The sequence below is a fragment of the Pseudomonas sp. JV245A genome, from assembly GCF_032424515.1.
In the GTDB taxonomy this organism is placed as follows: domain Bacteria; phylum Pseudomonadota; class Gammaproteobacteria; order Pseudomonadales; family Pseudomonadaceae; genus Aquipseudomonas; species Aquipseudomonas protegens.
In genome coordinates this window covers 1-24,595 of record NZ_VYKE01000087.1, presented here as the reverse complement: position 1 = coordinate 24,595, position 24,595 = coordinate 1, and the positions used below count along the sequence as shown (strand labels likewise).

Genomic DNA, 24,595 nt, shown 5'->3' with positions numbered 1-24,595 from the left:
TCGGCGCCGGGCTGATGCCCAGGGCGTCGGAAATGGTCGGGCCCAGGCCGCCATATTCGGAAATGCCTTCACCGTGATAACCATAGGCCACGGCCTGGATTTCCCGGGGGTGCATCTTGGCGTCCTTGAGAGCCTTGTAGGCGGACTCGACGATCATTTCCTTGAACGTCTGCCGAACTCGTGAACTTCCGGGTTTCGGCGTATAGGCGGCCGAAACGATTGCAACACGACGTGCGCACATGTGCATGCTCCTTGCGTAGACAGGCGTAATCAGAGATAGGCGGTCAGGGCGTAGTCAGCCCGCAGGTACTTGAACTCGTACTTGATGGACGTGCCGTAGTCGACGTAGATCTTGGATTCCAGCAGTTCGCGCAGAGGCTTGTTGTGCTTCTGGTACTGCTCGATGGCGTCGGTGACGGTCAGGGCGATGGCGTCGCTGCCGGCGCCGAAACCGTAGGACACCAGAAGAATTTTCTGCCCCGGGCGTGCCTGGTCCAGTACGTTGATCAGGCCGAGCAGCGGGCTGGCCGATCCGGCATCGCCAACGTTGCCGGCATAGATGCCCGGTTCCACCTGCTTGGGGTTGAAGCCCAGGTGCTTGGCCAGGGAGTAGGGCGTGGACACCAGGTTTTGCTGGAACACCACATAGTCATAGTCGGCGGGGCTGGTGTGCAGCTTGGCCATCAGGCCTTCGGCGGCGCGGCGGGTCTGGTCTTCCAGGCCGATGCTGTTCTTGTCCGAGCCCAGGCCCATGCCCGAACGAATGTAGCGATCACCCTGGGGGCGGATGTTGTCGGCGACATCGGCGGCGCAGGAGAAGCTGGCGTCGAATTCGGCGATGACATCCTGGCTGCCGATCAGCAGCGCAGCGGCTCCGGCCCCGGCATAGGATTCGGTCAGGTCGCCCGGCGCGGTGTTGCGGTTGATGGTGTCGGCGCCGATGGCCAGGGCGCTGCCCGTCATGCCGGAAGCCACCAGCGCCTGGCAGATCTGCAGGGCAGAAGTTCCGGACTTGCCGGCGAACTGCACGTCGGCGCAATAGGCGTCGTAGCCGCTGCCGAGCATTTCCAGGATGATCGAAGCCGAGGCCCGTGAGTCATAGGGGTTGGTGCAGGTGCCCAGGTACAGGGCTTCGATCTGATGACCGGGGACTTTATCCAGGGCCCGTTGCGCCGCCAGCACCCCGAGGGTGATGACATCTTCATCCGGTTGCAGCACGGCTCTTTCCGTGACGCCGAGGTTTTCCTCCACCAGCTTGAGGTCGGTGTTTTTCCAGACGTTGATCACTTCCTGGACTTTCAGGCGGCATACCGGAATACCCGCGCCATAGCTGACAATACCTATCTTTTTCACGTTCATTTTCCTCTTGATTCCATTCTTTTCAGAAAACTGGGTCGTGCCTGCTCAGAAGCACCCTTGAAACATACGGAAAACAGTTTTGCTGCCTTTCTCCTGGCCACACCTGGTGAAACCTGCAGGCCAGAGCGGTTTAACAGCAGACTCCAAATAGGGGAAAACCCACTCGAAAGCTGTTTTTATTCACCTCACTGTGCTATGATACGGAACGTTTCGTTTAGTAATAATTTCAGACGATCTAATCTCTTAAGGGAAAAGGGCCGAAGCCTCGAATTCGAGGAACTCCAAGTTACAAGGCCTGAGCTGCTCAACCCTTACGCGATATTTTAAAAACTAGATAGATCGGTGTAAGAAATTCATGATTCTTTCAAGAATGAAACGAAACGGACCGTTTCATTTCGATTCGAGGGAATCCTATACCCTGCGTTGCGTTTGTCAAGCGCCCTGCCTGGAGATTTTTTATTGTGGCTCGTACCCCCTCTCGCAGCTCCATCGGCTCTTTGCGAAGTCCCCATACTCATAAAGCCATTCTCACTTCCACCATCGAAATCCTTAAGGAATGCGGCTATTCCGGGCTCAGTATCGAGTCCGTCGCCCGTCGGGCGGGGGCCAGCAAGCCAACTATCTATCGCTGGTGGACGAACAAGGCGGCGTTGATCGCCGAGGTTTATGAAAACGAGAGCGAACAAGTCAGAAAGTTTCCTGATCTCGGCTCGTTCAAGGCAGATCTCGACTTTTTGCTGCGAAATCTCTGGAAAGTCTGGAGGGAGACTATTTGTGGCGAGGCCTTTCGCTGTGTGATCGCCGAAGCGCAACTGGATCCCGCAACCTTGACCCAGCTCAAGGATCAGTTCATGGAGCGCAGAAGGGAAATGCCGAAAAAACTGGTGGAAAATGCCATCAGCAACGGCGAGCTGCCCAAGGACACCAACCGTGAATTACTGCTGGATATGATCTTCGGCTTTTGCTGGTATCGGCTGTTGACTGAGCAACTGACGGTGGAACAGGACATCGAGGAGTTCACTTCTCTGCTGATCAACGGTGTTTGTCCTGGTACGCAACGTTGATCCTTTCGAGCCATTAAGCCCTGGAGTTTCTCGGGCTTAATGGCTGTTGTTTCAGGCTGCGGGGGTGCCAAACTCTCGATACAGGTCCGGCAGGAAGCTGGCCAGATGATTGAACTCGCACATGTCGTGCACCGCGAACTCGTAGGCCAGGGTCTCCAGTTCGGCCTCGCCAAAGCCATTTTCCTTCAGCAGCGATGCAGCCTTTTCTGCCCCAGGAAAGCGGGCCATCGACGGGTGCGCCCCGACCCAGTAACGGCTGGTCAGGTACATGCCGTCCGGTACTTCCTTGAACAGATGCACCATCAACGACACCGGCACCTCAGGATGATCCGCCAGGCTCATCAGGGCGCTGACACTGCCGTCGATCTTCGCTTCGCGATACAGATCGGTGTTCAGGCCCAGGCTGGCCGGCTGCTGGAAGTCGATATGCAGGTGCATCAGGCGATCGCCGACATATTCCGACGCGCAGAAGGTGTTGCCATACAGCCGTTCCTCAAAACTCAGGGACTCATCGCACAGGCGTTGGTGGTGCACGCATGGGTTGCTGACATGGGCATAGGGGAACCACAGGGTGTAGCGCTCCGATTCCGCGGGGTGCCAGATGAACCACCACTTGAACATCTGCGCGGTGCAGCCGGGGAAGAACTTGCGGCTTTGCACGTAGGCCATCGGGCCCGGTAGCAGGGCGTAACCGGATTCCTCGCTGACAAAGTCCGGTTCGAGCAGGCGATTGATGTCCTCGATGCTCGGGGTCAGGGTGTCTTCCAGGGCCATGGGGCCTTGCTGAATCTTACGGACGGCGGACAGCGGCACGCGCATTTCCGACCGGAAATACTTGGCGTAGGGCTTGTTCCTGACCGCCGCCTGATTGCGTAGGAACAGCTTCTGCATGGGCAGTGAGAAGTAGGTGAAGGGAGTCATGTTGCGCGCTTCCATGCTGATATCCTTTGGCGTGAATTGACAGATAGCCGCCATTTCGATGCAACCCTTAACGGAATTGAACGAGAAACTGGCGCTTTGTAGCTAAGCAGTCCATAAACAAAAGTCAAATTTGAATTTAACTTAGTGAGAGCGCCTATGGCCGTTTCCGCTTCCCCGCAGCCAACTGCGGCCCGTACGCCGCGTCAGGATGGCCAGGCTACCCGCCAACAGATCCTGGAAACGGCCGGCCAGCTTTTTGCTGAGCTGGGGTACGCCAACACCACCAGCAAGCAGATCTGCGAGAACTCCAGGGCCAACAACGCCTCGGTCAACTACCACTTCGAGAACAAGGACGGCCTGTATCGAGCGGTGCTGCGCGAGGCCCACGACCGCCTGGTGCGGATCGAGACCATGATCAGCCTGAGTGAAAGCCAGGGCAGCCCCGAGGACAAGCTGCGGGCGATCATCACCGTGCTCATCGAGGGGCTGGGCAACCAGCGTGAGGGCTGGGCGCTGAAAGTCCTGACCCGCGAACTGTTGTCACCCTCCGCGGTGCTGCCGGCGATCCTGGAGGAGCAGGCGTTTCCCAAGGCGAAGATCGTGCGCACCATCCTCGGCCAGATCATGGATCTATCGCCTGAGGACCCGGTTACCCTGCGCAGCGCCGTCAGCGTTTTTGCGCCCTGCCTGTTCCTGCTGATCGCCCATCAGCCGCTGGCGCGCAATGTGTTGCCCGGCCTGGAGCTGGATCCACCGGCGTTGATCGAGCACATGATGAGTTATGCCCTGGCCGGCCTGGCTGCAGTGTCCCGCACACCTGGGGTCTAGCCGGCTGATCGGGCACACGAAAACGCCGACCCTGGGGTCGGCGTTTGTTGTCGGCCATCCCTGGGGCGACGGTTACTCCTGAGCGACAGCGTTCTTCGCCAGGATGGCGTTGGCCAGTTCCATGTCGGTGGCCTTGAGGCCGGGGTTGTCGGCGCGGACTTTCTGCATGGCGGCTTCCAGGTACGGGCCGCGAATGCTGCCATCGCTGGCAACGAAGCTGCCGGCGTCATCCTGGGCGGCGACGATCAACTTGTGGTCCTTGAAGGTCAGGTAGGTGGAGCCGGTGGTGGCCCCGGAGGAAATGACGTTACGCCAGAAGGTGTCGGCCATTGCCGAACCAACGGGAAGAGACAGCAGGGCAAGGGTGGCGACAGCAATTTTCAGACGCATGATGGGTGACTCCGAAAGGGGGTATCTGCATCGTTTGATTCTAGATAACCCCGCGGAGTTCCGTGACTCATCAGTCAAGGTTTTCGACCAACAGGATTGCGCCTTCCTGGCCCACCACCCGTACCCGGGCGCCCACGGGGGCGTCGGCCCCCTTGGCGATCCACACGCCGTCGGCCACCTTGATCCGCCCGCGGCCGTCCACAATCGCCTGGTGCACCACAAAGGTCTTGCCGATCAGCTCCTGGCCCCGCAGGTTGAGGTTCGGCTGATCGCTGGGGCGTACCACGCTGCGCTGGCGGCGCCACCAATACAGTGCGGTGAGCACCGACAGCAGGCCGAACAGGAGGAACTGCACCTCCCATGACAGGCCGGGAATGAGAAAGGTCAGGACCCCGACTGTGGCGGCTGCGAGGCCGATCCACAGCAGGTAGCCGCCGGCCCCGAATACTTCGAAGATCAGCAGGATGGTGCCAAGGGCCAGCCAGTCCCAGAACGATAGAGCTTGCACAAATGCCAACATGAAGCCTGCCTCAGACCTTCTTGCTGTCGAACGTGGCCTTGACGATCTCGCCGATGCCGCCCACGGCGCCGATGACCTGGCTGGCCTCCAGCGGCATCAGGATCACCTTGCTGTTGTTGGCCGACGCCAGTTTGCCCAGGGCATCGATGTATTTCTGCGCGACGAAGTAGTTGATCGCCTGGACATTGCCGGTAGCAATCGCCTCGGACACCACTTGGGTCGCCCGGGCCTCGGCTTCGGCCTGACGCTCCCGGGCTTCGGATTCGAGGAATGCCGCCTGGCGTTCGCCCTCGGCTTCAAGAATCTGTGCCTGCTTCTTGCCTTCTGCGGTAAGGATGGCGGCGGCCCGCAGGCCTTCGGCTTCGAGGATCTGCGCACGCTTGACCCGCTCGGCCTTCATCTGCCCGGACATGGCCGCCATCAGGTCGGCGGGTGGGCTGATGTCCTTGATTTCGATCCGGGTGATCTTGATCCCCCAGGGGGCGGTGGCCTCATCGACGGTTCGCAGGAGTTTCTCGTTGATGCCGTCACGTTGGCTCAGCATGGCGTCCAGTTCCATGGAACCGAGCACCGTACGGATATTGGTTTGCAGCAGGTTGCGGATGGCGTGCTCGAGGTTGTTGACCTCATAGGCGGCCTGGGCGGTGTTGACCACCTGGAAGAAACACACGGCGTCGATCTGCACCGTGGCGTTGTCGGCGGTGATGACTTCCTGGGGTGGGATATCCAGCACGCTTTCCATCACGTTGATCTTGCGCCCGATGCGATCCATCACCGGAATGATGATGTTCAACCCCGGCTTCAGGGTGTTGGTGTAGCGGCCGAAGCGTTCCACGGTCCATTGGTAGCCCTGGGGCACGACCTTGAAACCCATGAAGACGATGGCCACGGCGAGGCCGACGAAAAGTAACAACACGCTTCCGATCTGCATAACATTCTCCTGCTCAGATGTGATCAAGGGGCACAGGGGGGCGAGTGTACGGCGGCGCCCGGTCGCGCGCAGAGATACCGTGGCCCTTGCATCATCAGGACACACATCACCGGCGTGCCCGTGGCCTCACAGTTGGAAGCGGGTGACCGAGGTCTGCAAGGTGGCCACGGAGTTTTCCATCTGCTCCACGGTCTGGGTCAGCTCACGCATGGCCTGGCTGTTGCGCCGGGCTACCAGGCTGATCATCTCCACCCGTTGTGCCACTTCGCTACTGGCCTTGGACTGCTCGCCGATGGTGAGGGAAATCTCCTCCACCATCACCGCCGAGCGCTGGGCGCCCTGGCGGATCTCATTGATCGAGGTGCCCGCCTGCTGGGCCATCTGGACCCCGTCGTTGACCCGGCTGACCCCGGTTTGCATGCTGTTCACGGCTTGTTCGGTGGTTTCCCGGATGCGTTCGATCATGCCGGTGATTTCCCGGGTGGACTGTGCGGTGCGGGCTGCCAGATTGCGCACTTCGTCAGCCACCACGGCGAACCCCCGGCCGGCTTCCCCGGCCCGGGCGGCTTCGATGGCGGCGTTCAGGGCCAGCAGGTTGGTCTGCTCGGCGATGCCGTTGATTACCTGGATGATCGAGTGGATCTCTTCCGAGGACTGGCCCAGGGCGGTGATGCTGCGGGAAGACTGGTTCACCGCCTCGGCAATATGGCTCATGCCGTCCACGACCCCGAGGATTACCTGGCCGCCGCTACCGGCCAGGGATTCGGACTGGGCGGCAATGCCCTGGGCATTGCGCGCGTGTTCGGCCACCTGGGCGATATTGCTGATCATCTGCTCCATGGCTGCGGCCATGTTGGTGGCGCCGTCGGCCTGTTCGGTGGCGCCGTCGGCAATGCTCAGCGACGTGTCGCTGAGGCTGTGGGAGCGGCCGCGCAACTCTTCGCTTTCATGGCGGATGGTGGTGATCATCTGCCGCAGGTTGTCTTGCATTTCTCCAAGGGCCTGTTGCAGTTGGCCGGCCTCGTCATGCCTGTCGACGCTGATGGGCGTGGTCAGGTTGCCCTGGGCAATGGCCCGGGCGGTGGCCACGGATTTTTCCAGGGGTTTGAGCACCCGGGTGAGCAGCTGCCGGGTCAACAGAGCCAGTGCCAGGGCGGCCAGCAGGCTGCCGCCGATCAGCCACCAGGCGGCCTGGCGGACCGCACTTTCACTGAGTTCGCGGGTTTGGGCGGTGCTGGCTTCGATCTGGCTGCTGAGGGCGGCGTTGCGGCTCTCCACTTCGCTGAAGCGCTGGGAGAACTCCGGCATTTGCAGGCGCGCGGCCTGTGGGTCCTTGAGGGCCTGCCCGGCGATGTTCTCGGCGGCGTGAATGTAGTTTTCCAGCACCGGCTGCAGTTCGGTGATGGCGTTGCGGATTTCCGGTGCCAGGGGCAACTTGGCGTTTTCCGCCAGGGCCTTGCGGAACCAGTCGCCGTGTTCGCGCAGGCTATTGCGGACCTCTTCGCCAGCGGCGGCATCGCCGGGCTGGCTGCTCAGGGCCTCCAGCACATCGGCCCGCAGGGCGTCGTGCATCATGTCGGCCTCCAGGTGGTTGCGCAGGGCGCTGGCGTTGAGTTCGTTGTCCACCAGTGCCCGCGCCAGGCGTGACTGGCCCCATAAACCCAGCCCGGCCACCAGGGCAATGGCCAGGAGGCTGACAACCCCGGTGGCGAGCATGTTTTGACGAATGTTCATACCGGGCTCCCTGCTTATCTCGGCGGTGACTCAAGCGTAGTCCAGCGCCTGGGGTTCGCCTCCTGTGCCGCTATGGGGGCTGGTTGCCGGGCGTGACCCGTAGCGCTTCCTCAAGGCTGGTCAGACCTTGGGCAACCTTGTGCGCGGCAGCCAGGCGCAGGCTGCGCATGCCTTCCGCGCAGGCCTGGTGGTGCAGGCGGGCAAGATCCAGGTCGCGATGGATCAGGGCCTTGAGGGGGGAACCCAAGGGCATGATTTCGTAGACCCCGGTGCGCCCGTGGTAACCGGTACCCCGGCATTCGGCGCAGCCCACCGCGCGCTGGCCGCCGGCAGCGGGTGGCAGGTGCCGGGTTCCGGTCAGGCTTTCCCAGTCATCCGCCGTCAGCTGGGCGGGAACCTTGCAGTACGGGCAGAGGGTGCGCAGCAGGCGCTGGGCCATGACCCCGATCAGGGTGGCCTTGATCAGGTAATGGGGCACGCCCAGTTCCAGCAGTCGGCTGATGGCGCCGGGGGCGTCGTTGGTGTGCAGGGTAGACAGCACCAGGTGCCCGGTAAGTGCGGCCTGGATGGCCATTTCCGCGGTCTCCAGGTCACGGATCTCGCCGATCATGATGATGTCGGGGTCCTGGCGCATCAGTGCACGCACGCCGCTGGAAAAACTCAGGTCGATATTGTGCTGGACCTGCATCTGGTTGAACGCCGGTTCGATCATCTCGATCGGGTCCTCGATGGTGCACAGGTTGACCTCGGGGGTCGCGAGCTTCTTCAGGGTGGTGTAGAGGGTGCTGGTCTTGCCCGAGCCGGTGGGCCCGGTGACCAGGATGATGCCGTGGGCCTGGGCGGTCATGGCTTGCCAGCGGCTCAGGTCATCGGTGCCAAAGCCCAACTGGTCGAAATCCTTGAGCAGTACCTGGGGATCGAAGATGCGCATCACCAGCTTTTCACCGAACGCCGTGGGCAGGGTCGAGAGCCGCAACTCGATTTCGCTGCCGTCGGGGGTGCGCGTCTTGACCCTGCCATCCTGGGGCTTGCGCTTTTCCGCGACGTTCATGCGCCCCAGGCTCTTGAGTCGGCTGACGATGGCCAGGGTGACCTGGGGCGGGAACTGGTAGACGTTGTGCAATACGCCATCGATGCGAAAGCGCAGGGTGCCGTGCTCGCGGCGGGGTTCGATATGGATGTCGCTGGCCCTTTGCTGAAAGGCGTACTGGAACAGCCAGTCGACGATATTGACGATGTGCGCATCGTCGGCATCCGGCTCCTGGTCGCTGGCCCCCAGTTTCAGCAGTTGCTCGAAGTTGCCCAGGCCACTGGCTTTCTGTTCGCTGCTGGCGCCGCTGACCGACTTGGCCAGGCGATAGAACTCCAGGGTCAGGCGCTGGATGTCCAGCGGGCTGGCCACCACCCGTCGCACCGTGCGCTTGAGAACATGGGCCAGGTCTGCTTCCCAGGCACTGACGTAAGGTTGGGCGCTGGCCACGGTAACGCTCTGCCCATCCACGGCCACGGCAAGGATCTTGTGCCGCTGGGCGAAGGCGAAGGACATCAGCGGCGTGATGCTGGCCACGTCGATGCGCAGGGGGTCGATACGCAGGTAAGGCTGGCCGGCTTGCCGGGCCAGCCAGGCCGTGAGGCTGTCCAGGTCCAGATGTGTGCCGAGTTGCTGCAGGTCGGGCAATTGCTGGCCGGCGATCACTTCCAGGGGATGCAGCAGGTTACCGGCTGCCTGATGCCGGACGCTCATGGCCTGCTCGGCGGCATCCTGGCTGATGCGGCCCTGGGCCAGCAATTCACGCAGCAGTTCGCTGAGGTCCAGCCAGCGGTCCTGGGGAAGGTGCGCGGCGCTCATGGGCGATTCCTTGGGGCTGTTGTCCAGATGTGGGTCTCTGACCACGAACAGCCAAGAATAGTCCCCGGGGCCTCAAGGGAATGCTTGCCAAGGGTTGCAGGGTTTTGCCGGGATCAACCCGCGGCCTGCAGGCGCGAAGGTTCCGCCAGCTCCAGCTCCACGTCACAGACACTGATCAGGTTGCGCAGCTTTGCGCCAATCACCTGGGCCCGATGCCAGCTCAGGTCGTCGAGTTCCACCTCCATATACAGCGTGGCGTCCTGCTGCTGCATCGACACCCGCTGCGGCACCAGGAACTGCAGGGCGAAGTGGTTGAGGATGCGGCACAGCACATCGGCCTCGGCGTCGGCCACTATCCGGTAGTGCACGCGACAGTGAGCATTGTTGAGGTTCCAGGCATCGGCGCGGGGGGCTGGCTCGAAAGGGGGCATGGCGGTCTCCAGGTCAGTGGAGAAATTTTTACATTCGGTTTCGGGTATTTCTTATCTAAGATTGGGTTTATTTGCTTGAATATGAATTGTTCAATTCAATTTTTAATGTTTATGGGTATTTATTATGCATAGCGACCTGGACGCCTATGACCGCCGCATCCTCGCGCTGCTGCAAGAGGACGCCTCGCTTTCCAGTGCGCAGATCGCCGAGCAGGTGGGGTTGTCCCAGTCGCCATGCTGGCGACGGATCCAGCGGATGAAGGAGGAGGGGGTGATCCGCGGCCAGGTGACCCTGCTGGACCGCAAGAAGATCGGCCTCAACACGCAGATCTTCGCCGAGATCAAGCTCAACGCTCACGGGCGCTCCAACTTCACCGAATTCACCGAGGCGATCCGCGGTTTTCCGGAAGTGCTGGAGTGCTATGTGCTGATGGGCGCGGTGGACTTTCTGCTGCGGATCGTGACCGCGGATATCGAAGCCTATGAACGCTTCTTCTTCGAGAAGCTGTCCATGGTGCCGGGTATCCAGGAGGTGAACTCGATCGTTGCCCTGTCGGAGATCAAGTCCACCACCAGCCTGCCGGTCATGCGCTGAGGGGCGGGGTTACAGGCGCAGGAGGGTTTTCCAGGCGCGGTTCTGGAACACCGCGATGGCCTGCTGCTTGCGGGCGTCGAGGGCTTCGTCGGTGATCGGCTCGTTGGCCAGCTGGGCCAGTTTGTTCAACTCGCCATAGAGACGGTCCAGCTCCGGGATCTCCAGCGCGGAGCGGGCGTGGTGCAACCAGGCCTGGATGCGTTCAATGCGCGGCAACTGCTCGGCCAGGTCTTCCGGTTGCTGCTGATAGCGCGGCAGTTGCAGGGAGGTGGCTTCCTCGGCCAGCAGGCGTGGCAACCAGCTGCCCAGCTGTGCGGCGCCCTGGCGGTTGCCCCGGGTGTTGCGGTCAGTGGTCCAGGCCCGGGCCAGCAGCCAGCGCGAGGTATTCAGCGAGAACAGGCCCCAGCGCACGTCCTGCAACTCTTCGATGAACTGCTCCGGCGCGGCCTTGCGCACGTCTTCGTCATCAAGACCGGCCTGTACCAGCGGACGCCAGTCTTCCAGCAGGGCGTCCAGGGCACTGCGCAATTCAGCGGTGGACTGGCGCGGTGCGGCCTGGCCCAGGCTGCTGGCCAGGGCTCGCAGCTCGGCAAGGTTGTCCACCCAGTCCTGCAGCAGGCGCCAGTGGCCATTGAAGCGGTACTGCTCGGCCAGGCGCTGGCTGCTGCCCAGCAGGTGCCAGGCCAGAGCGGCGAAAGCTTCGTCCAGGGGCGTCTCGGCGCTCAATTGCGGCGCGGGCAGGCTCAGGGAGTAGCTGCCGGCGTCGAACAGGCGATAGCCGCGCTCGGCCTTGCTGATGTCGCAGGGCATCAGCGGCAGGGTCAGGGCCAGCTCTGCTGCCAACTCCAGCAGGGCAGCCGGTTCGCCTTCACGCAGCTCCAGTTCAAGCTCGCAGATTTCTTCCTTTTGCTTGCCGGCGATGACTTGGCCCAAGTCCAGGGCGGCTTCGATCACCACCTTGGCCTTGCCGCGGCCCCAGGCGATTTCCGCGCGCTCGCGGACGAAATCCGTGGTGAACAATGGCTTGAGGGTCTTCTTGTCCAGTTCGGCCAGGGCTTCGGGCCAGCATTGGCCTTCGAGCTTTTTCACGTCCAGCTTGGCCTTGGCCAGTTGCCAGTCGTACTCGTTGCGTTCGGACAGGCCGGCGACGCTCTGGCCGCTGGTCTTCAGGGTCTGGATCACCGCGTCACCGTCGCGACGCAGGCGCAGGGCGACTTTGGCCCGGGCCAGGTCGCGTTCTGGGGTGTCGAAGTACTGATTCATCAGTTCACGGCGTTCCCAGCCACTTTTATTGCGTTTTTTCAGTAGCGGGTGCTCGCGCAGGGCGGCGAGGGTTTCGCGGCTGACGCGGAGTTTGATTTCGGTTTCTTTCTGCATGGCCGGAAAATCCAGGATCGGGAGCGCAGCCGGGGAAGAGTTGGCTGCCAAGGCCGTGCAGTGTACAGGACAAGGCGCCCGCAGGTGCCGCGGCGGTTCCTTCCGCTTGCGGGATGCCTCTATGATGGGCCTCACATTGGGATTCCCGGAGACAGCTCATGCCCCTGCCGTCCATGAAGGATCAGTTTGCCGCGCTGATCGCCGCGCCATCGGTGAGCTGCACTCAAGCAGCACTGGATCAATCCAACCGTGCGGTGATCGACCTGCTGGCCGGTTGGCTCGGCGACCTGGGTTTTGCCTGTGACATCCAGCAGGTCAGCCCCGGCAAGTTCAACCTGCTGGCCAGTTTCGGCAGTGGCCCTGGCGGCCTGGTACTGGCCGGGCACAGCGACACCGTGCCCTATGACAGCGCGCTGTGGCAGACCGACCCCTTGAAGCTGACCGAAGTCGACGGCCGCTGGGTCGGCCTGGGCAGTTGCGACATGAAGGGTTTCTTCGCCCTGATCATCGAGGCAGTGCGGCCCCTGCTGGATCAGCCTTTCAAGCAGCCGCTGCTGGTCCTCGCCACTTGCGACGAAGAAAGCTCCATGGCCGGGGCGCGGGCCTTGGCGCAAGCCGGCCGGCCCCTGGGGCGCGCGGCGGTGATCGGCGAGCCTACGGGGCTCAAGCCGATCCGCCTGCACAAGGGGGTGATGATGGAGCGCATCGAGATCCTCGGCCGCAGCGGTCATTCGTCGGACCCGAGCCTGGGTCGCAGTGCCCTGGAAGCCATGCACGATGCCATTGGCGAGCTGCGGGGCCTGCGGTTGCTGTGGCAGCGCGAGTACCGCAATGCGCAGTTCAGCGTCCCGCAACCGACCCTGAACTTCGGCTGCATCCATGGCGGCGACAACCCCAACCGCATCTGTGGCCAGTGTTCCCTGGAGTTCGACCTGCGGCCCCTGCCGGGCATGGATCCGGATGTGCTGCGCGAGGCCATCCGGCAGAAGCTCAAGCCGATTGCCGAACGCCATGAAGTGAAGATCGACTATGCGCCGTTGTTCCCCGCGGTCCCGCCTTTCGAGCAGCCCGAGGATGCCGAGTTGGTGCGAGTGGCAGAGCGGTTGACCGGGCATCGTGCCGAAGCAGTAGCGTTTGGCACCGAAGCGCCTTATCTTCAGCGCCTTGGCTGCGAGACCCTGGTGCTCGGCCCGGGTGATATCGCCTGTGCCCACCAGCCGGGGGAGTACCTCGAAATGTCACGCTTGCAGCCTACCGTGCATCTATTACGTGAATTGATTGAACATTACTGCCTGACGCCGGCCCAATTTCAGTAAATTGCCGGTGGCCTTGTCCGTACCCATGAGGAGAGTAAGCGTGTTGCCAAGCCTGTTCCGACGATAACCATCAGCCCGCTGTGAGTTTTCCGTTTCGTCCTTTCATAGGCTGCTTTTTATTTACAGGCTCAGGTTCATGCCCGAATACGTCAATTGGCTTCGCCACGCGTCTCCCTATATCAATGCCCACCGCGACTGCACCTTCGTGGTCATGCTGCCCGGCGACGGCGTTGAACACCCCAACTTCGGCAATATCGTCCACGACCTGGTGCTGCTCCACAGCCTGGGGGTGCGCCTGGTGCTGGTGCACGGCTCGCGCCCACAGATCGAAGCTCGCCTGGCGGCCCGTGGCCTGACGCCCCATTACCATCACGGCCTTAGGATCACCGACGCGGCAACCCTGGAGTGCGTGATCGATGCCGTGGGCCAGTTGCGCATCGCTATCGAGGCGCGCCTGTCCATGGACATGGCCTCTTCACCGATGCAGGGCTCGCGGTTGCGGGTGGCCAGCGGCAACCTGGTGACTGCCCGTCCGATCGGCGTGCTGGAAGGCGTCGACTATCACCACACCGGCGAAGTGCGCCGGGTCGATCGCAAGGGCATCAATCGCCTGCTGGACGAGCGCTCGATCGTCCTGCTCTCGCCCCTGGGTTATTCCCCCACCGGGGAAACCTTCAACCTGGCCTGCGAAGACGTGGCCACGCGCGCCGCCATCGACCTTGGGGCCGACAAACTACTGCTGTTCGGCGCCGACCCGGGCCTGCTGGATGAAAACGGCAAGCTGGTGCGCGAATTACGCCCGCAACAGGTGCCGGCGCATTTGCAGCGCCTGGGGGGCAACTATCAGGCCGAGCTGCTGGATGCCGCCGCCGAGGCGTGCCGCGGCGGAGTCGGACGCAGCCATATCGTCAGCTACGCCGAGGACGGCGCCTTGCTGACCGAACTCTTCACCCGCGACGGCGGCGGTACCCTGGTGGCCCAGGAACAGTTCGAGCGGGTGCGCGAGGCGGCGATCGAGGACGTGGGCGGCTTGCTGGAGCTGATCAGCCCGCTGGAAGAGCAGGGCATCCTCGTGCGGCGTTCCCGCGAGGTGCTGGAGCGCGAGATCGAGCAGTTCAGTGTGGTGGAGCGCGAGGGCATGATCATCGCCTGCGCGGCCCTGTACCAGATTGCCGATTCCGATGCCGGTGAGCTGGCGTGCCTGGCGGTGAACCCCGAGTACCGCCATGGCAAGCGTGGCGACGAGCTGCTGGAAAGGATCGAGACCCGCGCTCGGGCCCAGGGCTTGAAGACGCTGTTCGTCCTCACCACTCGTACCGCTCACTGGTTCCGCGAGCGGGGTTTCGTGCCCAGCAGTGTCGAGCGCCTGCCATCGGCCCGGGCCTCGCTGTACAACTACCAGCGCAATTCGAAGATCTTCGAAAAAGCCCTCTGAACCCGCCTCTTTGCGCAACTGGCCGCCACGGCCCGATCAATTGATCGAACCGTGGCGGCCAGTTGCACATGTCAGAAAAATTTCATTTCGATACAAAAACTGTAACAAATTGACGGGAGGATAGGCTCTTAGCCATGATTGCGTCGCTTTTTTGATCCTGAATGACGTTTTGCGCTTGTACACGCAGGGGATCTTGGGGGCTGAGTCAGGGGAATATTTTTCAGAAATAAGCTTGCGAGCGTCTACGCTGCGATTCGCCGTTTGATAATGGCGAGCTTTATTCCTGAAAGGTATGAAAAAGAATTAAACAATTCTTTTTGGGTTTATGAGTAATTCATTACCCTGCATGGACCAAATCACTGCGATTAGACCATGGTCGTAGACACAGGTCGTTACGATTGACTTATCAGTCACGGTCTGGCGCTAATCGCGCATCTGTGGCACCCGGGCGTTCGATCCGGGGCCAGGAACCACAAGAATTAGAAACGAGAGGAGCGAAACATGAACAAGTCCACCTTGGCCCTGGCTGTGGCCGTAGGGGTTTTGGCGCAGCAGGCAGGCGCCGCCGGTTTCATCGAAGACAGCAAGGCCACCCTGGGCTTGCGCAACTTCTATATCAATACTGATAACCGTGACGGTCCTGGCGCGAACAAGAACGAAGAATGGGGCCAAGGCTTCGATCTGCGTTTCATCTCGGGTTACACCCAAGGTACCGTTCAGTTCGGTGTTGACGCTATTGGCCTGTACGGCGTTCGTCTGGATTCCAGCCCTGCCAAGAGTGGTAACTCCAGCGGGAGTGCTTCCGGTGGCACCATCTTTCCAAGCGACGGCAACCGTGCAGTTCCTGACTTCGCCAGCCTGGGCCTGACCGGCAAGGTCAAGATCTCCCAGACCGAACTGAAGATCGGTACCCTCCAGCCGAACAACCCGGTTATCAAGACTAACGATGGTCGTCTGCTGCCACAAACCTTCCAGGGTGGCCAGATCACTTCGAACGAGATCAAGGACCTGACCCTGACCGCAGGTCAGATCGAGCACGCCAAAGGCCGTAACTCGAGCAACAACGAAGGTCTGTCGATCGCTAACGCCAACGCTGGTTCCAACTACAGCAAAGGTGAGTTCACCAACAAGTTCTACTTCGCCGGTGCGGACTACAAGATCACCAAGGATCTGACCGCTTCCTACTACTACGGCGAGCTGAAAGACTTCTACACCCAGAACTTCCTGGGTCTGGTGCACAACTGGGCTATCGGCCCGGGCGTCCTGAAAAGTGACCTGCGTTACTACCGCAGCCGTGACAACGGTGCCAACGGTGATACCGCCACTTACTTCTCCCCAGGCTACTACGGCGGCAACATCACCAAGGGCAAGGTCGACAACAACCTGTACAGCTACCTGGCCCTTTACTCGGTTGAAGGGCACACCTTCGGCGGTGGCTATCAGTACACAAACGGCGACAGCGACTTCCCTTGGCTGAACCAGGGTGACGGCTCCTCCAACAGCACCATCACCGACATGCAAATCCAGAAGTTCGCCCGTGCTGGCGAGCGTACCTGGCAGGCGCGTTACGGCTATGATTTCGCCAAGGTTGGCGTACCAGGCCTGACCGCTAACGTGATTTACCTGCGCGGCAACAACATCGAGACCACCGTCGGCGACAAGACTGAGTGGGAACGTGACCTGACTGTTGCTTACGTTATTCCGGAAGGCCCGCTGAAAAACCTCGGCTTTGCCTGGAAAAACGCTATGTGGCGTACCGACCTGGCTTCGACTCGTTCCCAGGACGAAAACCGCCTGATCGTCAGCTATTCGATCCCGCTGCTGTAATAGCGTGATAAAGCCTCGCCCGGCGCAATGCCGGGCGAGGTGTTGTTTCAAGTCAGGCCCACCCCCGTGAGCCCTTCCTGAATCCCCCTCTTTTTACAGCTACTCAAGGCCTTCTCGAACCTTGTTGAGAAGGGTGGTCTTCGCTTGTCCGCGAGTCCAGTGAAGAGATTTTTAATATTCAATTCGGTTATTAATAAATCGATATATATTCTTTTTAAATAGTCTCCCGTGCAGGCAGAGTAGCTTCATCACGCACTCACAGGAGCAGCACCCATGAGCCTCAGACTGGGCGACATCGCCCCCGACTTCGAACAGGATTCCAGTGCCGGCAAGATTCGTTTCCACGAGTGGCTGGGCGATAGCTGGGGCGTGCTGTTTTCTCATCCGGCGGATTTCACTCCGGTGTGCACCACCGAGTTGGGCTTTACCGCCAAGCTCAAGGACGAATTCGCTCAACGCGGGGTGAAGGCCATTGCCCTCTCGGTGGACCCGGTGGACTCCCATCACAAGTGGATCGAAGACATCAACGAGACCCAGAACACCCGGGTCAACTTCCCGATCCTGGCGGATGCCGATCGCAAGGTCTCGGACCTCTATGACCTGATCCACCCCAATGCCAACGACACCCTGACCGTACGCTCGCTGTTCGTCATCGACCCGAACAAGAAGATTCGCCTGACCATCACCTACCCGGCCAGCACCGGGCGCAACTTCCACGAAATCCTGCGGGTAATCGATTCGCTGCAACTCACCGACAACTACAAGGTGGCCACCCCGGCCAACTGGCAGGACGGTGACGAAGTGGTGATCGTGCCTTCGCTCAAGGACGAGGAAGAGATCAAGCGTCGCTTTCCCAAGGGCTATCGCGCAGTGAAGCCCTATCTGCGCCTGACGCCGCAACCCAACCGCTGATACACCAACCGCCGTAGGAGCTCGCTTGCCGACAAAGGCGGTCGTGAGGCCGGCGCAAGTTTCGCGGACCCTTTCGCGGGCAAGCCCGCTCCTACGAAGCACGCAGGAGCAACAGATCCATAAAGCAGGGGTTTTAAGGCCGTTTCGACGGCCTATTTTTTTGCCTGCGGAAAATACTTCCTTATATATTTTTAAGGAATAAACAAATGAATAAATAAGATTTATGGATATAAAAATAGGCTGTTAAGGTCTCTCCAATTCGGCGAGATCGCATCCCGCGAATCGCTTTCTTCGTTCAAGGAATTCTCTGCATGCTGGTGGTCTCTCTCGGTGGCAGTCCCAGCCAACGCTCCCGTTCCGGGGTGCTGCTGGAGTTGGCCAAGCGCTGGTTACAGCAGCAAGGCGTGGAAGTGGTCAGCTACCAGGTACGGGACTTCCCGGCCGAGGATCTGCTCCACGCGCGCTTCGACAGCCCCAAGGTCATCGACCTGCTGCAACAGATCGAACAGGCCGATGGCCTGCTGATTGCGACGCCGGTGTACAAAGCGTCGTTTTCCGGGGCCCTGAAAACCCTGCTCGACCTGCTGCCCGAGCGGGCCCTGAGCCACAAGGTGGTGCTGCCCATGGCTACCGGCGGCAGCATTGCCCACATGCTGGCGGTGGATTACGCATTGAAGCCGGTGCTTTCGGCCCTCAAGGCCCAGGAGATGCTCCAGGGCATCTTTGCCGAGGACAGCCAGATCGCCTACGGCGAGGGCAGCGCCCAGCCGCAATTGGCCGAGGCCCTGGAGCAACGCTTGAAAGAAGCGCTCGAGCAGTTCCACAGCGCCATGGCCCGTCGCCCCAAGCCGCTGGATCCGCATCTGCTCAATGAACGCCTGTTGAGTGCTCGCTGGAGCATTTGAGCCTCACTCCCGATTGAAATACTCGCCTTACTCGCCCGCCAACGGGCAAGCAGGTGCAGCCACAACCCCATAGCAAAAAGGAGAGCGCCATGCGCCCTGTCATTTTGCGTCGCGGTCTGGTCGCTCTGTTTGCTGCGGCTGTGTCCTTCGGCGCCATTGTTCAAGCTCAGGCCGAGACCTTGCGGATCGGTTATCAGAAGTACGGCACCCTGGTGCTGCTCAAGGCCAAGGGTTCCCTGGAGAAGCGCCTGGCGCAGCAGGGCGTCGAGGTGCAGTGGACTGAATTTCCCGGAGGCCCACAGTTGCTGGAGGGCCTCAATGTCGGGTCCATCGACTTCGGCGTGACCGGCGAGACCCCGCCAGTCTTTGCCCAGGCCGCCGGTGCCGACTTGCTGTATGTGGCCTACGAGCCGCCGGCCCCCCATAGCGAAGCGATCCTGGTGCCCAAGGGTTCGCCGATCCAGTCGGTGCAGGACCTCAAGGGCAAGAAGGTGGTGCTGAACAAGGGCTCCAACGTCCATTACCTGCTGGTCCGCGCTCTGGAAGACGCCGGCCTGAAATACAGTGATATCCAGACCGTGTTCCTGCCGCCGGCTGATGCCCGCGCCGCATTCGAGCGGGGCAGCGTCGATGCCTGGGCCATCTGGGACCCCTACCAGGCAGCCGCCGAGCAGCAGCTACAGGCTCGTACCCTGCGTGACGGCTCGGGCATCGTCGACAACCACCAGTTCTACCTGGCCACCAAACCCTACGCGCAACAGCATCCCGAGGTGATTACCGCCCTGGTGGAAGAAGTGCGGGCGGTGGGCGAGTGGTCCAAGGGCAATCCGCAGGAAGTCACCCAGCAGGTGGCACCGCTTTTGGGCCTGCCGGCCGACATCACCCTCACTTCGGTTAAGCGCCAGGGCTATGGCGCGGGCTTCCTGACCCCGGAAGTGATCGCCGCGCAGCAGAAAATCGCCGACAGCTTCTACCAGCTCAAGCTGATTCCCAAGCCGCTGAGCATCAAAGACGTGATCTGGACGCCCACCGCCGCCGTGGCCAAAGCACCGTAATTCGACCCCTTAGGAGACAACTCCATGAGCCTCAATATCTTCTGGTTCCTGCCTACCCACGGCGACGGCCATTACCTTGGCACCGCCGAAGGCGCTCGCGCCGTCGATCATGCTTACCTGCAGCAGATCGCCCAGGCTGCCGATCGCCTGGGGTTCGGCGGCGTGCTGATCCCCACCGGACGCTCCTGCGAGGACTCCTGGCTGGTGGCGGCGTCGCTGATCCCGGTGACCCAGCGTCTGAAGTTCCTCGTGGCCCTGCGCCCGGGGATCATCTCCCCGACGGTAGCGGCGCGCCAGGCAGCGACCCTGGACCGGTTGTCCGGCGGCCGGGCGCTGTTCAACCTGGTGACCGGGGGGGATCCGGACGAACTGGCCGGCGACGGCCTGTTCCTCGACCATGAGGAGCGCTACCAGGCTTCGGTGGAGTTCACCCGTATCTGGCGTCGGGTGCTGGAAGGTGAAACCGTGGACTACGACGGCCAGCACATCAGCGTGAAGGGCGCCAAGCTGCTCTATCCGCCGCTGCAGCAACCCCGTCCGCCGCTGTATTTTGGTGGCTCCTCGGAAGCGGCCCAGGACCTGGCCGCCGAGCAGGTGGAGATGGTCCTGACCTGGGGCGAGCCGCCGGCCGCAGTAGCCGAGAAGATCCAACAGGTGCGGGACAAGGCCGCCAAACTCGGGCGCACCGTACGCTTCGGCATCCGCCTGCATGTGATTGTGCGGGAAACCAACGCCGAGGCCTGGCAGGCTGCCGAGCGGCTGATTTCCCATCTGGACGACGACACCATCGCCCGGGCCCAGGCGTCCCTGGCGCGCTTCGATTCCGTAGGCCAGCAGCGCATGGCCGCCTTGCATGGCGGCCGCCGCGACCAGTTGGAAGTCAGCCCCAACCTCTGGGCCGGGGTCGGCCTGGTGCGCGGCGGTGCCGGTACGGCCCTGGTGGGCGACGGCCCGACCGTGGCGGCCCGCATGCAGGAGTATGCGGACCTGGGCATCGACACCTTCATCTTCTCCGGCTATCCGCACCTGGAAGAGGCCTACCGGGTGGCCGAACTGCTGTTCCCGCACCTGGACATCGAACGTCCCAAGCTGCCTGAGGCGGCGGGTTACGTCAGCCCGTTCGGGGAGATGGTCGCCAACGACATCATTCCCAAAGCCGTGTCCCAGAGCTGAGGTGCGGCCATGAACGGACAACGCATAGTGCAGCGTCTGGCGCCTTGGGGCCTGCCGCTGCTGTTGTTGGCGGTGTGGCAACTGTCGGTGTCGGCGGGCTGGCTGTCGACCCGCATCCTGCCGGCCCCCAGCGCGGTGATCGAGGCCGGGGTCAGCCTGGTACGCAGTGGCGATATCTGGACCCACCTGGCCATCAGCGGCTGGCGCGCCGGCCTGGGTTTTGTCATTGGTGGCGGCATCGGCCTGGCGCTGGGCTTTATCACCGGCCTGTCGAAATGGGGTGAGCGGCTGCTGGACAGCTCGGTACAGATGATCCGCAATGTGCCGCACCTGGCGCTGATTCCCCTGGTGATCCTGTGGTTCGGCATCGATGAGTCGGCGAAGATTTTCCTGGTGGCCCTGGGCACGCTGTTCCCGATCTACCTCAATACCTACCACGGCATCCGCAACGTCGACCCGGCATTGGTGGAGATGGCGCGCAGCTACGGCCTGTCCGGCTTCGCCCTGTTCCGCCAGGTGATCCTGCCCGGCGCCCTGCCTTCGATCCTGGTGGGGGTGCGCTTTGCCTTGGGCTTCATGTGGCTGACCCTGATCGTCGCTGAAACCATTTCCGCCAGCTCCGGCATCGGCTACCTGGCAATGAACGCCCGGGAGTTCCTGCAGACCGACGTGGTGGTGCTGGCGATCGTTCTGTACGCGGTGCTCGGCAAGCTGGCGGACCTGGCCGCGCGTGGCCTGGAACGGGTCTGGCTGCGCTGGCATCCGGCCTACCAGGTCGCCAAAGGCGGTGCCCAATGACGGCTCAACAACCTCCGCGGCTGCTGCAGGGCATTCCCCTGGCGGTGCGCAAACTGCAAAAGACCTTCGGCTCGCGGCAGGTGCTGCGGGAAATCGACCTGCACATTCCCGCCGGCCAGTTCGTGGCGGTGGTGGGGCGCAGCGGCTGCGGCAAAAGTACCTTGCTGCGCCTGCTGGCCGGTCTCGACCAGCCAAGTGCTGGCGAACTGTTGGCCGGTTCCGCGCCCTTGAGCGCTGCCATTGAAGACACCCGGTTGATGTTCCAGGAGGCGCGCCTGCTGCCCTGGAAAAAGGTCATCGATAACGTCGGGCTCGGGCTCAAGGGCAACTGGCGCCCCCAAGCCCTGCAAGCTCTGGAAGCCGTGGGCCTGGCGGATCGCGCCCAGGAATGGCCGGCGGCCCTGTCCGGTGGGCAGAAGCAGCGCGTGGCCCTGGCCCGTGCCCTGATCCATCAACCGCGGCTGTTGCTGCTGGACGAGCCGCTGGGGGCGCTGGATGCCCTGACGCGGATCGAGATGCAGCAGTTGATCGAACGCCTGTGGCAGCAGCATGGCTTCACCGTGCTGCTGGTCACCCACGATGTCAGCGAAGCGGTGGCGATCGCCGATCGGGTGATCCTGATCGAAGACGGCGAGGTCGGTCTCGACCTGCACGTCGAGCTGCCACGCCCGCGGGTACGGGGTTCCCATCGCCTGGCGGCGCTGGAGACCGAAGTCCTCAACCGCGTGCTGTCATTGCCCGGCTCGCCGCCGGAACCGGAACCCGTTTCACCCTTGCCCACGCAACTGCGCTGGGCACTTTAAAACAGCCGCTCATTTCGACCCCAGGAGAAACACCATGACCATCAAGGCCATCAACGTACGCAACCAGTTCAAGGGCACCATCAAGGAAATCGTCGAAGGCGACGTGCTGTCGGAAATCGACGTGCAGACCGCTTCCGGCATTGTCACTTCGGTGATCACCACCCGCTCGGTGAAAGAGCTGGAGCTGTCGATTGGCAGCGAAGTGATCGCCTTTGTGAAGTCCACCGAGGTATCGATCGCCAAGTTGTGAACGGCGCCCGATCACGGCCCCGAACGGTGCGAGCCCTTCGGGGCTTTTTCATGGGCGCTGTAAATACCGGTCAGATTTGATACTTTCCCTGCTTTCGGCAAGACCTGAACAGTAAACATGACAACAGAGCAGGGTCCAAATGTGGGGTATCTGGAGTTCGATCGCGACCATTGGGCCGCTCTGCGGGCCGGTGAGCCGATGAGTCTTGCGCCATCCGAGATGGAGACGCTGACCAGTCCGACCCAGCCCATGGCGTCCGAAGAAGTGCGGCAGATCCTCCTGCCGCTGTCGCGCCTGCTGCATTTGCATGCGGCGCAGGTGCAATCGCTGAAGGTGCCGCAGACAGGTTTCAAGGCCCCCTACGTGATCGGTGTTTCCGGCAGCGTGGCGGTGGGCAAGAGCAGTTTTGCCCGGGTCCTGGCGGCGCTGCTGGCCTATTGGCCGGGCAAGCCCAATGTGCACCTGGTGACCACGGATTCGTTCCTGTTCCCGCTGGCCACCCTGCAGGAAAAAAACATCCTGCACCGCAAGGGCTTTCCAGAGTCCTATGACAAGCCGCTGTTCTTGGATTTTCTCCAGGCGGTGTGCCGCCGGGGCGAAGCGGCGCGGATTCCCATCTATTCCCATGTGCGCTACGACATCCTGGCCGATGAGGCGCAGTCGGTGGAGGCGCCGGACATCATCATCCTGGAAGGCTTGAATGTGTTGCAGGGTGAGCAGGGCGAGGGCCTGAACGCCCTGGATTTCATCGACTTCTCGATCTATGTCGACGCTCCCGAAGCGACCATCAAGACCTGGTACCTGGAGCGGTTCGTCTACCTGAAGAACACTGCCTTCCAGTCGGGGGATTCCTATTTCAACAAGTACAAGGGCCTGTCCGATTCCGAGGCGCTGTCAGTGGCCTCCGATACCTGGGACCGGGTCAACCTGAAGAACCTGGTTGAAAACATCCTGCCGACTCGGGAGCGAGCCAACCTGATCATCCACAAGTCGGCGGACCACAGCATCGACCGGTTGCTGCTGCGTCAGGCCTGAACCGGCGTTCAGGGCGGGGTGGGGCGCTTGGCCAGGTAGGGCGGCAGGTACAGGCCCAGGTAGGCATCGAAGACGCGCATGCCTTCCTCGGCCATGCGCGGGGTGATCTGCCCGTGCTGCTGCACGGAGCGGGCATACACCCGATCTCCCAGCTCCATGGCCAGGGCGAACACGTCGACATCGACGGGTAGCGTCGGCAACTCGAAATGATGATCGAACAGCTTGTGCATCAGGTCCCCCAGCTCGATGTCGTGCTGGCGGTCGGCCTGGGTGACTTCGGTCAGGCCGTGCTGGGCGAGGATCAGTTGGCGGGCCGCCGCGTCCTCGCCGTAGATGTCGAGCATGCGTTGCTCCACCAGGCGTGACAGGTCGCGCCAGCTGCTGAGCCGCTCATGGTCGATAGGTTCCAGCAGGCAGGCGCGGAACGCCGCGTGGACATCGGCGGTAAGGGCTTCCAGCAGGGCCGGGACGCTGGCGAAGAAGTGATAGACCGAGGATGGCGGGATCTGCGCCTTGTCGGCCACGCTGTAGATCGACAGGCTGGCCACGCCCTCGGCCGCCAGCAGGGTCCGTGCGGCGTCGAGTATGGAGTCGATCCGGGCCTGGCTGCGTGCACGGGGTTTGCGAAGCGGGGCGGTGCGCGTCATCAGTCTCTCCTACAGGGCAGCGGGCATTGTACGCGAGTGGGCCGTTGTCCCTGTAGCCGCAGCCTGGGCGCATCCGAATCACGGGCATAAAAAAACGCCGCCGGGATAAACCCGGCGGCGTTCTTCAATGCAGCTGGCGCTTACACGGTGTGCAGGTACCAGTTGTACTCGAGGTCGGAGATGGAGTGTTCGAACTCCTCCAGCTCACTTTCCTTGCAGGCGACGAAGATATCGATGTATTTCGGATCGATGTACTTGGCCATGACTTCGCTGTCGTCCAACTCGCGCAGGGCATCACGCAGGTTGTTCGGCAGGCTCTGCTCGTTCTGCTCGTAGGAGTTGCCTTCGGTAGGCGCCCCCGGCTCGATCTTGTTGGTCAGGCCGTGGTGCACGCCCGCCAGGACCGAAGCCATCAGCAGATAGGGGTTGGCGTCGGCGCC

General features: G+C 61.9%; 24 protein-coding genes and 3 pseudogenes. 14 read left to right on the top strand and 13 right to left on the bottom strand.

Annotation, left to right across the window (positions count from 1 at the left end):
• Together F6S12_RS21085 and F6S12_RS21080 are read right to left on the bottom strand one after the other, a co-directional pair.
• Positions 1-241 (bottom strand): annotated as a pseudogene (locus F6S12_RS21085) (thiolase family protein); the annotation flags it as partial.
• Between the two features lie 29 nt (positions 242-270).
• Positions 271-1,359, bottom strand: coding sequence for a hydroxymethylglutaryl-CoA synthase (locus tag F6S12_RS21080; RefSeq protein WP_015637422.1), 1,089 nt, complete (start codon positions 1,357-1,359; stop codon positions 271-273).
• Between the two features lie 461 nt (positions 1,360-1,820).
• Here F6S12_RS21080 and F6S12_RS21075 point away from each other — a divergent pair, with 461 nt between their 5' ends.
• Entirely contained in the window at positions 1,821-2,423 is a 603-nt protein-coding gene (locus F6S12_RS21075; protein WP_011064126.1) for a TetR/AcrR family transcriptional regulator, read from the top strand.
• A 51-nt stretch (positions 2,424-2,474) separates the two neighbouring features.
• Here the strand turns inward: F6S12_RS21075 and F6S12_RS21070 are convergent, their stop codons facing one another.
• A complete protein-coding gene (locus F6S12_RS21070; RefSeq protein WP_019093573.1) occupies positions 2,475-3,359 on the bottom strand; it encodes a DAPG hydrolase family protein in 885 nt (294 codons plus the stop codon).
• 141 nt (positions 3,360-3,500) lie between these two features.
• On the opposite strand from F6S12_RS21070, the gene F6S12_RS21065 reads away from it, so the two are divergent.
• On the top strand, positions 3,501-4,172 hold the full coding sequence (locus F6S12_RS21065; protein ID WP_011064124.1) for a TetR/AcrR family transcriptional regulator: 672 nt from the start codon (positions 3,501-3,503) through the stop codon (positions 4,170-4,172).
• Between the two features lie 72 nt (positions 4,173-4,244).
• On the opposite strand, the gene F6S12_RS21060 is transcribed toward F6S12_RS21065, so the two are convergent.
• The 7 genes and pseudogenes from F6S12_RS21060 to F6S12_RS21035 all read right to left on the bottom strand — a co-directional run bounded on the left by F6S12_RS21060 (position 4,245) and on the right by F6S12_RS21035 (position 10,027).
• Positions 4,245-4,562: a DUF2388 domain-containing protein gene (locus F6S12_RS21060; protein WP_011064123.1), complete on the bottom strand. Its 318-nt coding sequence runs from the start codon at positions 4,560-4,562 to the stop codon at positions 4,245-4,247.
• Positions 4,563-4,632: 70 nt separating this feature from the next.
• Entirely contained in the window at positions 4,633-5,082 is a 450-nt protein-coding gene (locus F6S12_RS21055; protein ID WP_065365057.1) for an NfeD family protein, read from the bottom strand.
• Positions 5,083-5,092: 10 nt separating this feature from the next.
• Positions 5,093-6,013 (bottom strand): SPFH domain-containing protein, encoded by a 921-nt coding sequence (locus F6S12_RS21050; protein WP_011064121.1) that lies wholly within the window; start codon positions 6,011-6,013, stop codon positions 5,093-5,095.
• Between the two features lie 126 nt (positions 6,014-6,139).
• Positions 6,140-6,853 carry a methyl-accepting chemotaxis protein gene (locus F6S12_RS33910; protein WP_370059455.1) on the bottom strand — a complete coding sequence of 238 codons (714 nt, stop codon included), beginning with the start codon at positions 6,851-6,853 and terminating at the stop codon, positions 6,140-6,142.
• Between the two features lie 141 nt (positions 6,854-6,994).
• Positions 6,995-7,321 (bottom strand): annotated as a pseudogene (locus F6S12_RS33905) (HAMP domain-containing protein); the annotation flags it as partial.
• A gap of 496 nt (positions 7,322-7,817) precedes the next feature.
• A complete protein-coding gene (locus tag F6S12_RS21040; RefSeq protein ID WP_315869293.1) occupies positions 7,818-9,596 on the bottom strand; it encodes a GspE/PulE family protein in 1,779 nt (592 codons plus the stop codon).
• Between the two features lie 113 nt (positions 9,597-9,709).
• Positions 9,710-10,027 (bottom strand): hypothetical protein, encoded by a 318-nt coding sequence (locus tag F6S12_RS21035; protein WP_011064118.1) that lies wholly within the window; start codon positions 10,025-10,027, stop codon positions 9,710-9,712.
• Between the two features lie 124 nt (positions 10,028-10,151).
• Here F6S12_RS21035 and F6S12_RS21030 point away from each other — a divergent pair, with 124 nt between their 5' ends.
• Entirely contained in the window at positions 10,152-10,622 is a 471-nt protein-coding gene (locus tag F6S12_RS21030) for an Lrp/AsnC family transcriptional regulator (RefSeq protein ID WP_011064117.1), read from the top strand.
• 9 nt (positions 10,623-10,631) lie between these two features.
• Here F6S12_RS21030 and F6S12_RS21025 read toward each other — a convergent pair whose 3' ends face one another.
• The gene (locus F6S12_RS21025) at positions 10,632-11,999 is read right to left on the bottom strand and encodes an inorganic triphosphatase (RefSeq protein WP_011064116.1); all 1,368 of its coding nucleotides are present in this window, start codon (positions 11,997-11,999) and stop codon (positions 10,632-10,634) included.
• A gap of 158 nt (positions 12,000-12,157) precedes the next feature.
• Here F6S12_RS21025 and argE point away from each other — a divergent pair, with 158 nt between their 5' ends.
• The 11 genes from argE to coaA all read left to right on the top strand — a co-directional run bounded on the left by argE (position 12,158) and on the right by coaA (position 23,508).
• Positions 12,158-13,315 carry an acetylornithine deacetylase gene (gene argE, locus F6S12_RS21020; protein ID WP_011064115.1) on the top strand — a complete coding sequence of 386 codons (1,158 nt, stop codon included), beginning with the start codon at positions 12,158-12,160 and terminating at the stop codon, positions 13,313-13,315.
• Positions 13,316-13,451: 136 nt separating this feature from the next.
• Entirely contained in the window at positions 13,452-14,750 is a 1,299-nt protein-coding gene (gene argA, locus F6S12_RS21015) for an amino-acid N-acetyltransferase (protein ID WP_011064114.1), read from the top strand.
• Between the two features lie 501 nt (positions 14,751-15,251).
• Positions 15,252-16,577 carry an OprD family porin gene (locus F6S12_RS21010; protein WP_011064113.1) on the top strand — a complete coding sequence of 442 codons (1,326 nt, stop codon included), beginning with the start codon at positions 15,252-15,254 and terminating at the stop codon, positions 16,575-16,577.
• A gap of 273 nt (positions 16,578-16,850) precedes the next feature.
• Complete coding sequence (locus F6S12_RS21005) at positions 16,851-17,489, top strand: peroxiredoxin (RefSeq protein WP_011064112.1); 639 nt, start codon at positions 16,851-16,853, stop codon at positions 17,487-17,489.
• 311 nt (positions 17,490-17,800) lie between these two features.
• Positions 17,801-18,394 (top strand): NADPH-dependent FMN reductase, encoded by a 594-nt coding sequence (gene ssuE / locus F6S12_RS21000; RefSeq protein WP_011064111.1) that lies wholly within the window; start codon positions 17,801-17,803, stop codon positions 18,392-18,394.
• 89 nt (positions 18,395-18,483) lie between these two features.
• On the top strand, positions 18,484-19,449 hold the full coding sequence (locus F6S12_RS20995) for a sulfonate ABC transporter substrate-binding protein (RefSeq protein ID WP_011064110.1): 966 nt from the start codon (positions 18,484-18,486) through the stop codon (positions 19,447-19,449).
• A gap of 24 nt (positions 19,450-19,473) precedes the next feature.
• Positions 19,474-20,622 carry an FMNH2-dependent alkanesulfonate monooxygenase gene (gene ssuD / locus F6S12_RS20990; RefSeq protein WP_015637415.1) on the top strand — a complete coding sequence of 383 codons (1,149 nt, stop codon included), beginning with the start codon at positions 19,474-19,476 and terminating at the stop codon, positions 20,620-20,622.
• 9 nt (positions 20,623-20,631) lie between these two features.
• Complete coding sequence (gene ssuC / locus F6S12_RS20985; protein ID WP_011064108.1) at positions 20,632-21,420, top strand: aliphatic sulfonate ABC transporter permease SsuC; 789 nt, start codon at positions 20,632-20,634, stop codon at positions 21,418-21,420.
• Complete coding sequence (gene ssuB, locus F6S12_RS20980; protein WP_011064107.1) at positions 21,417-22,223, top strand: aliphatic sulfonates ABC transporter ATP-binding protein; 807 nt, start codon at positions 21,417-21,419, stop codon at positions 22,221-22,223. The genes ssuC and ssuB overlap by 4 nt, the downstream gene beginning before the upstream one ends.
• 34 nt (positions 22,224-22,257) lie before the next feature.
• Entirely contained in the window at positions 22,258-22,473 is a 216-nt protein-coding gene (locus F6S12_RS20975; protein WP_011064106.1) for a molybdopterin-binding protein, read from the top strand.
• Between the two features lie 117 nt (positions 22,474-22,590).
• Positions 22,591-23,508 carry a type I pantothenate kinase gene (coaA, locus tag F6S12_RS20970; protein ID WP_125062285.1) on the top strand — a complete coding sequence of 306 codons (918 nt, stop codon included), beginning with the start codon at positions 22,591-22,593 and terminating at the stop codon, positions 23,506-23,508.
• Between the two features lie 8 nt (positions 23,509-23,516).
• Here the strand turns inward: coaA and F6S12_RS20965 are convergent, their stop codons facing one another.
• On the bottom strand, positions 23,517-24,155 hold the full coding sequence (locus F6S12_RS20965) for a TetR/AcrR family transcriptional regulator (RefSeq protein ID WP_011064104.1): 639 nt from the start codon (positions 24,153-24,155) through the stop codon (positions 23,517-23,519).
• Positions 24,156-24,295: 140 nt separating this feature from the next.
• A pseudogene (locus tag F6S12_RS20960) lies at positions 24,296-24,595 on the bottom strand (glutamine synthetase); the annotation flags it as partial.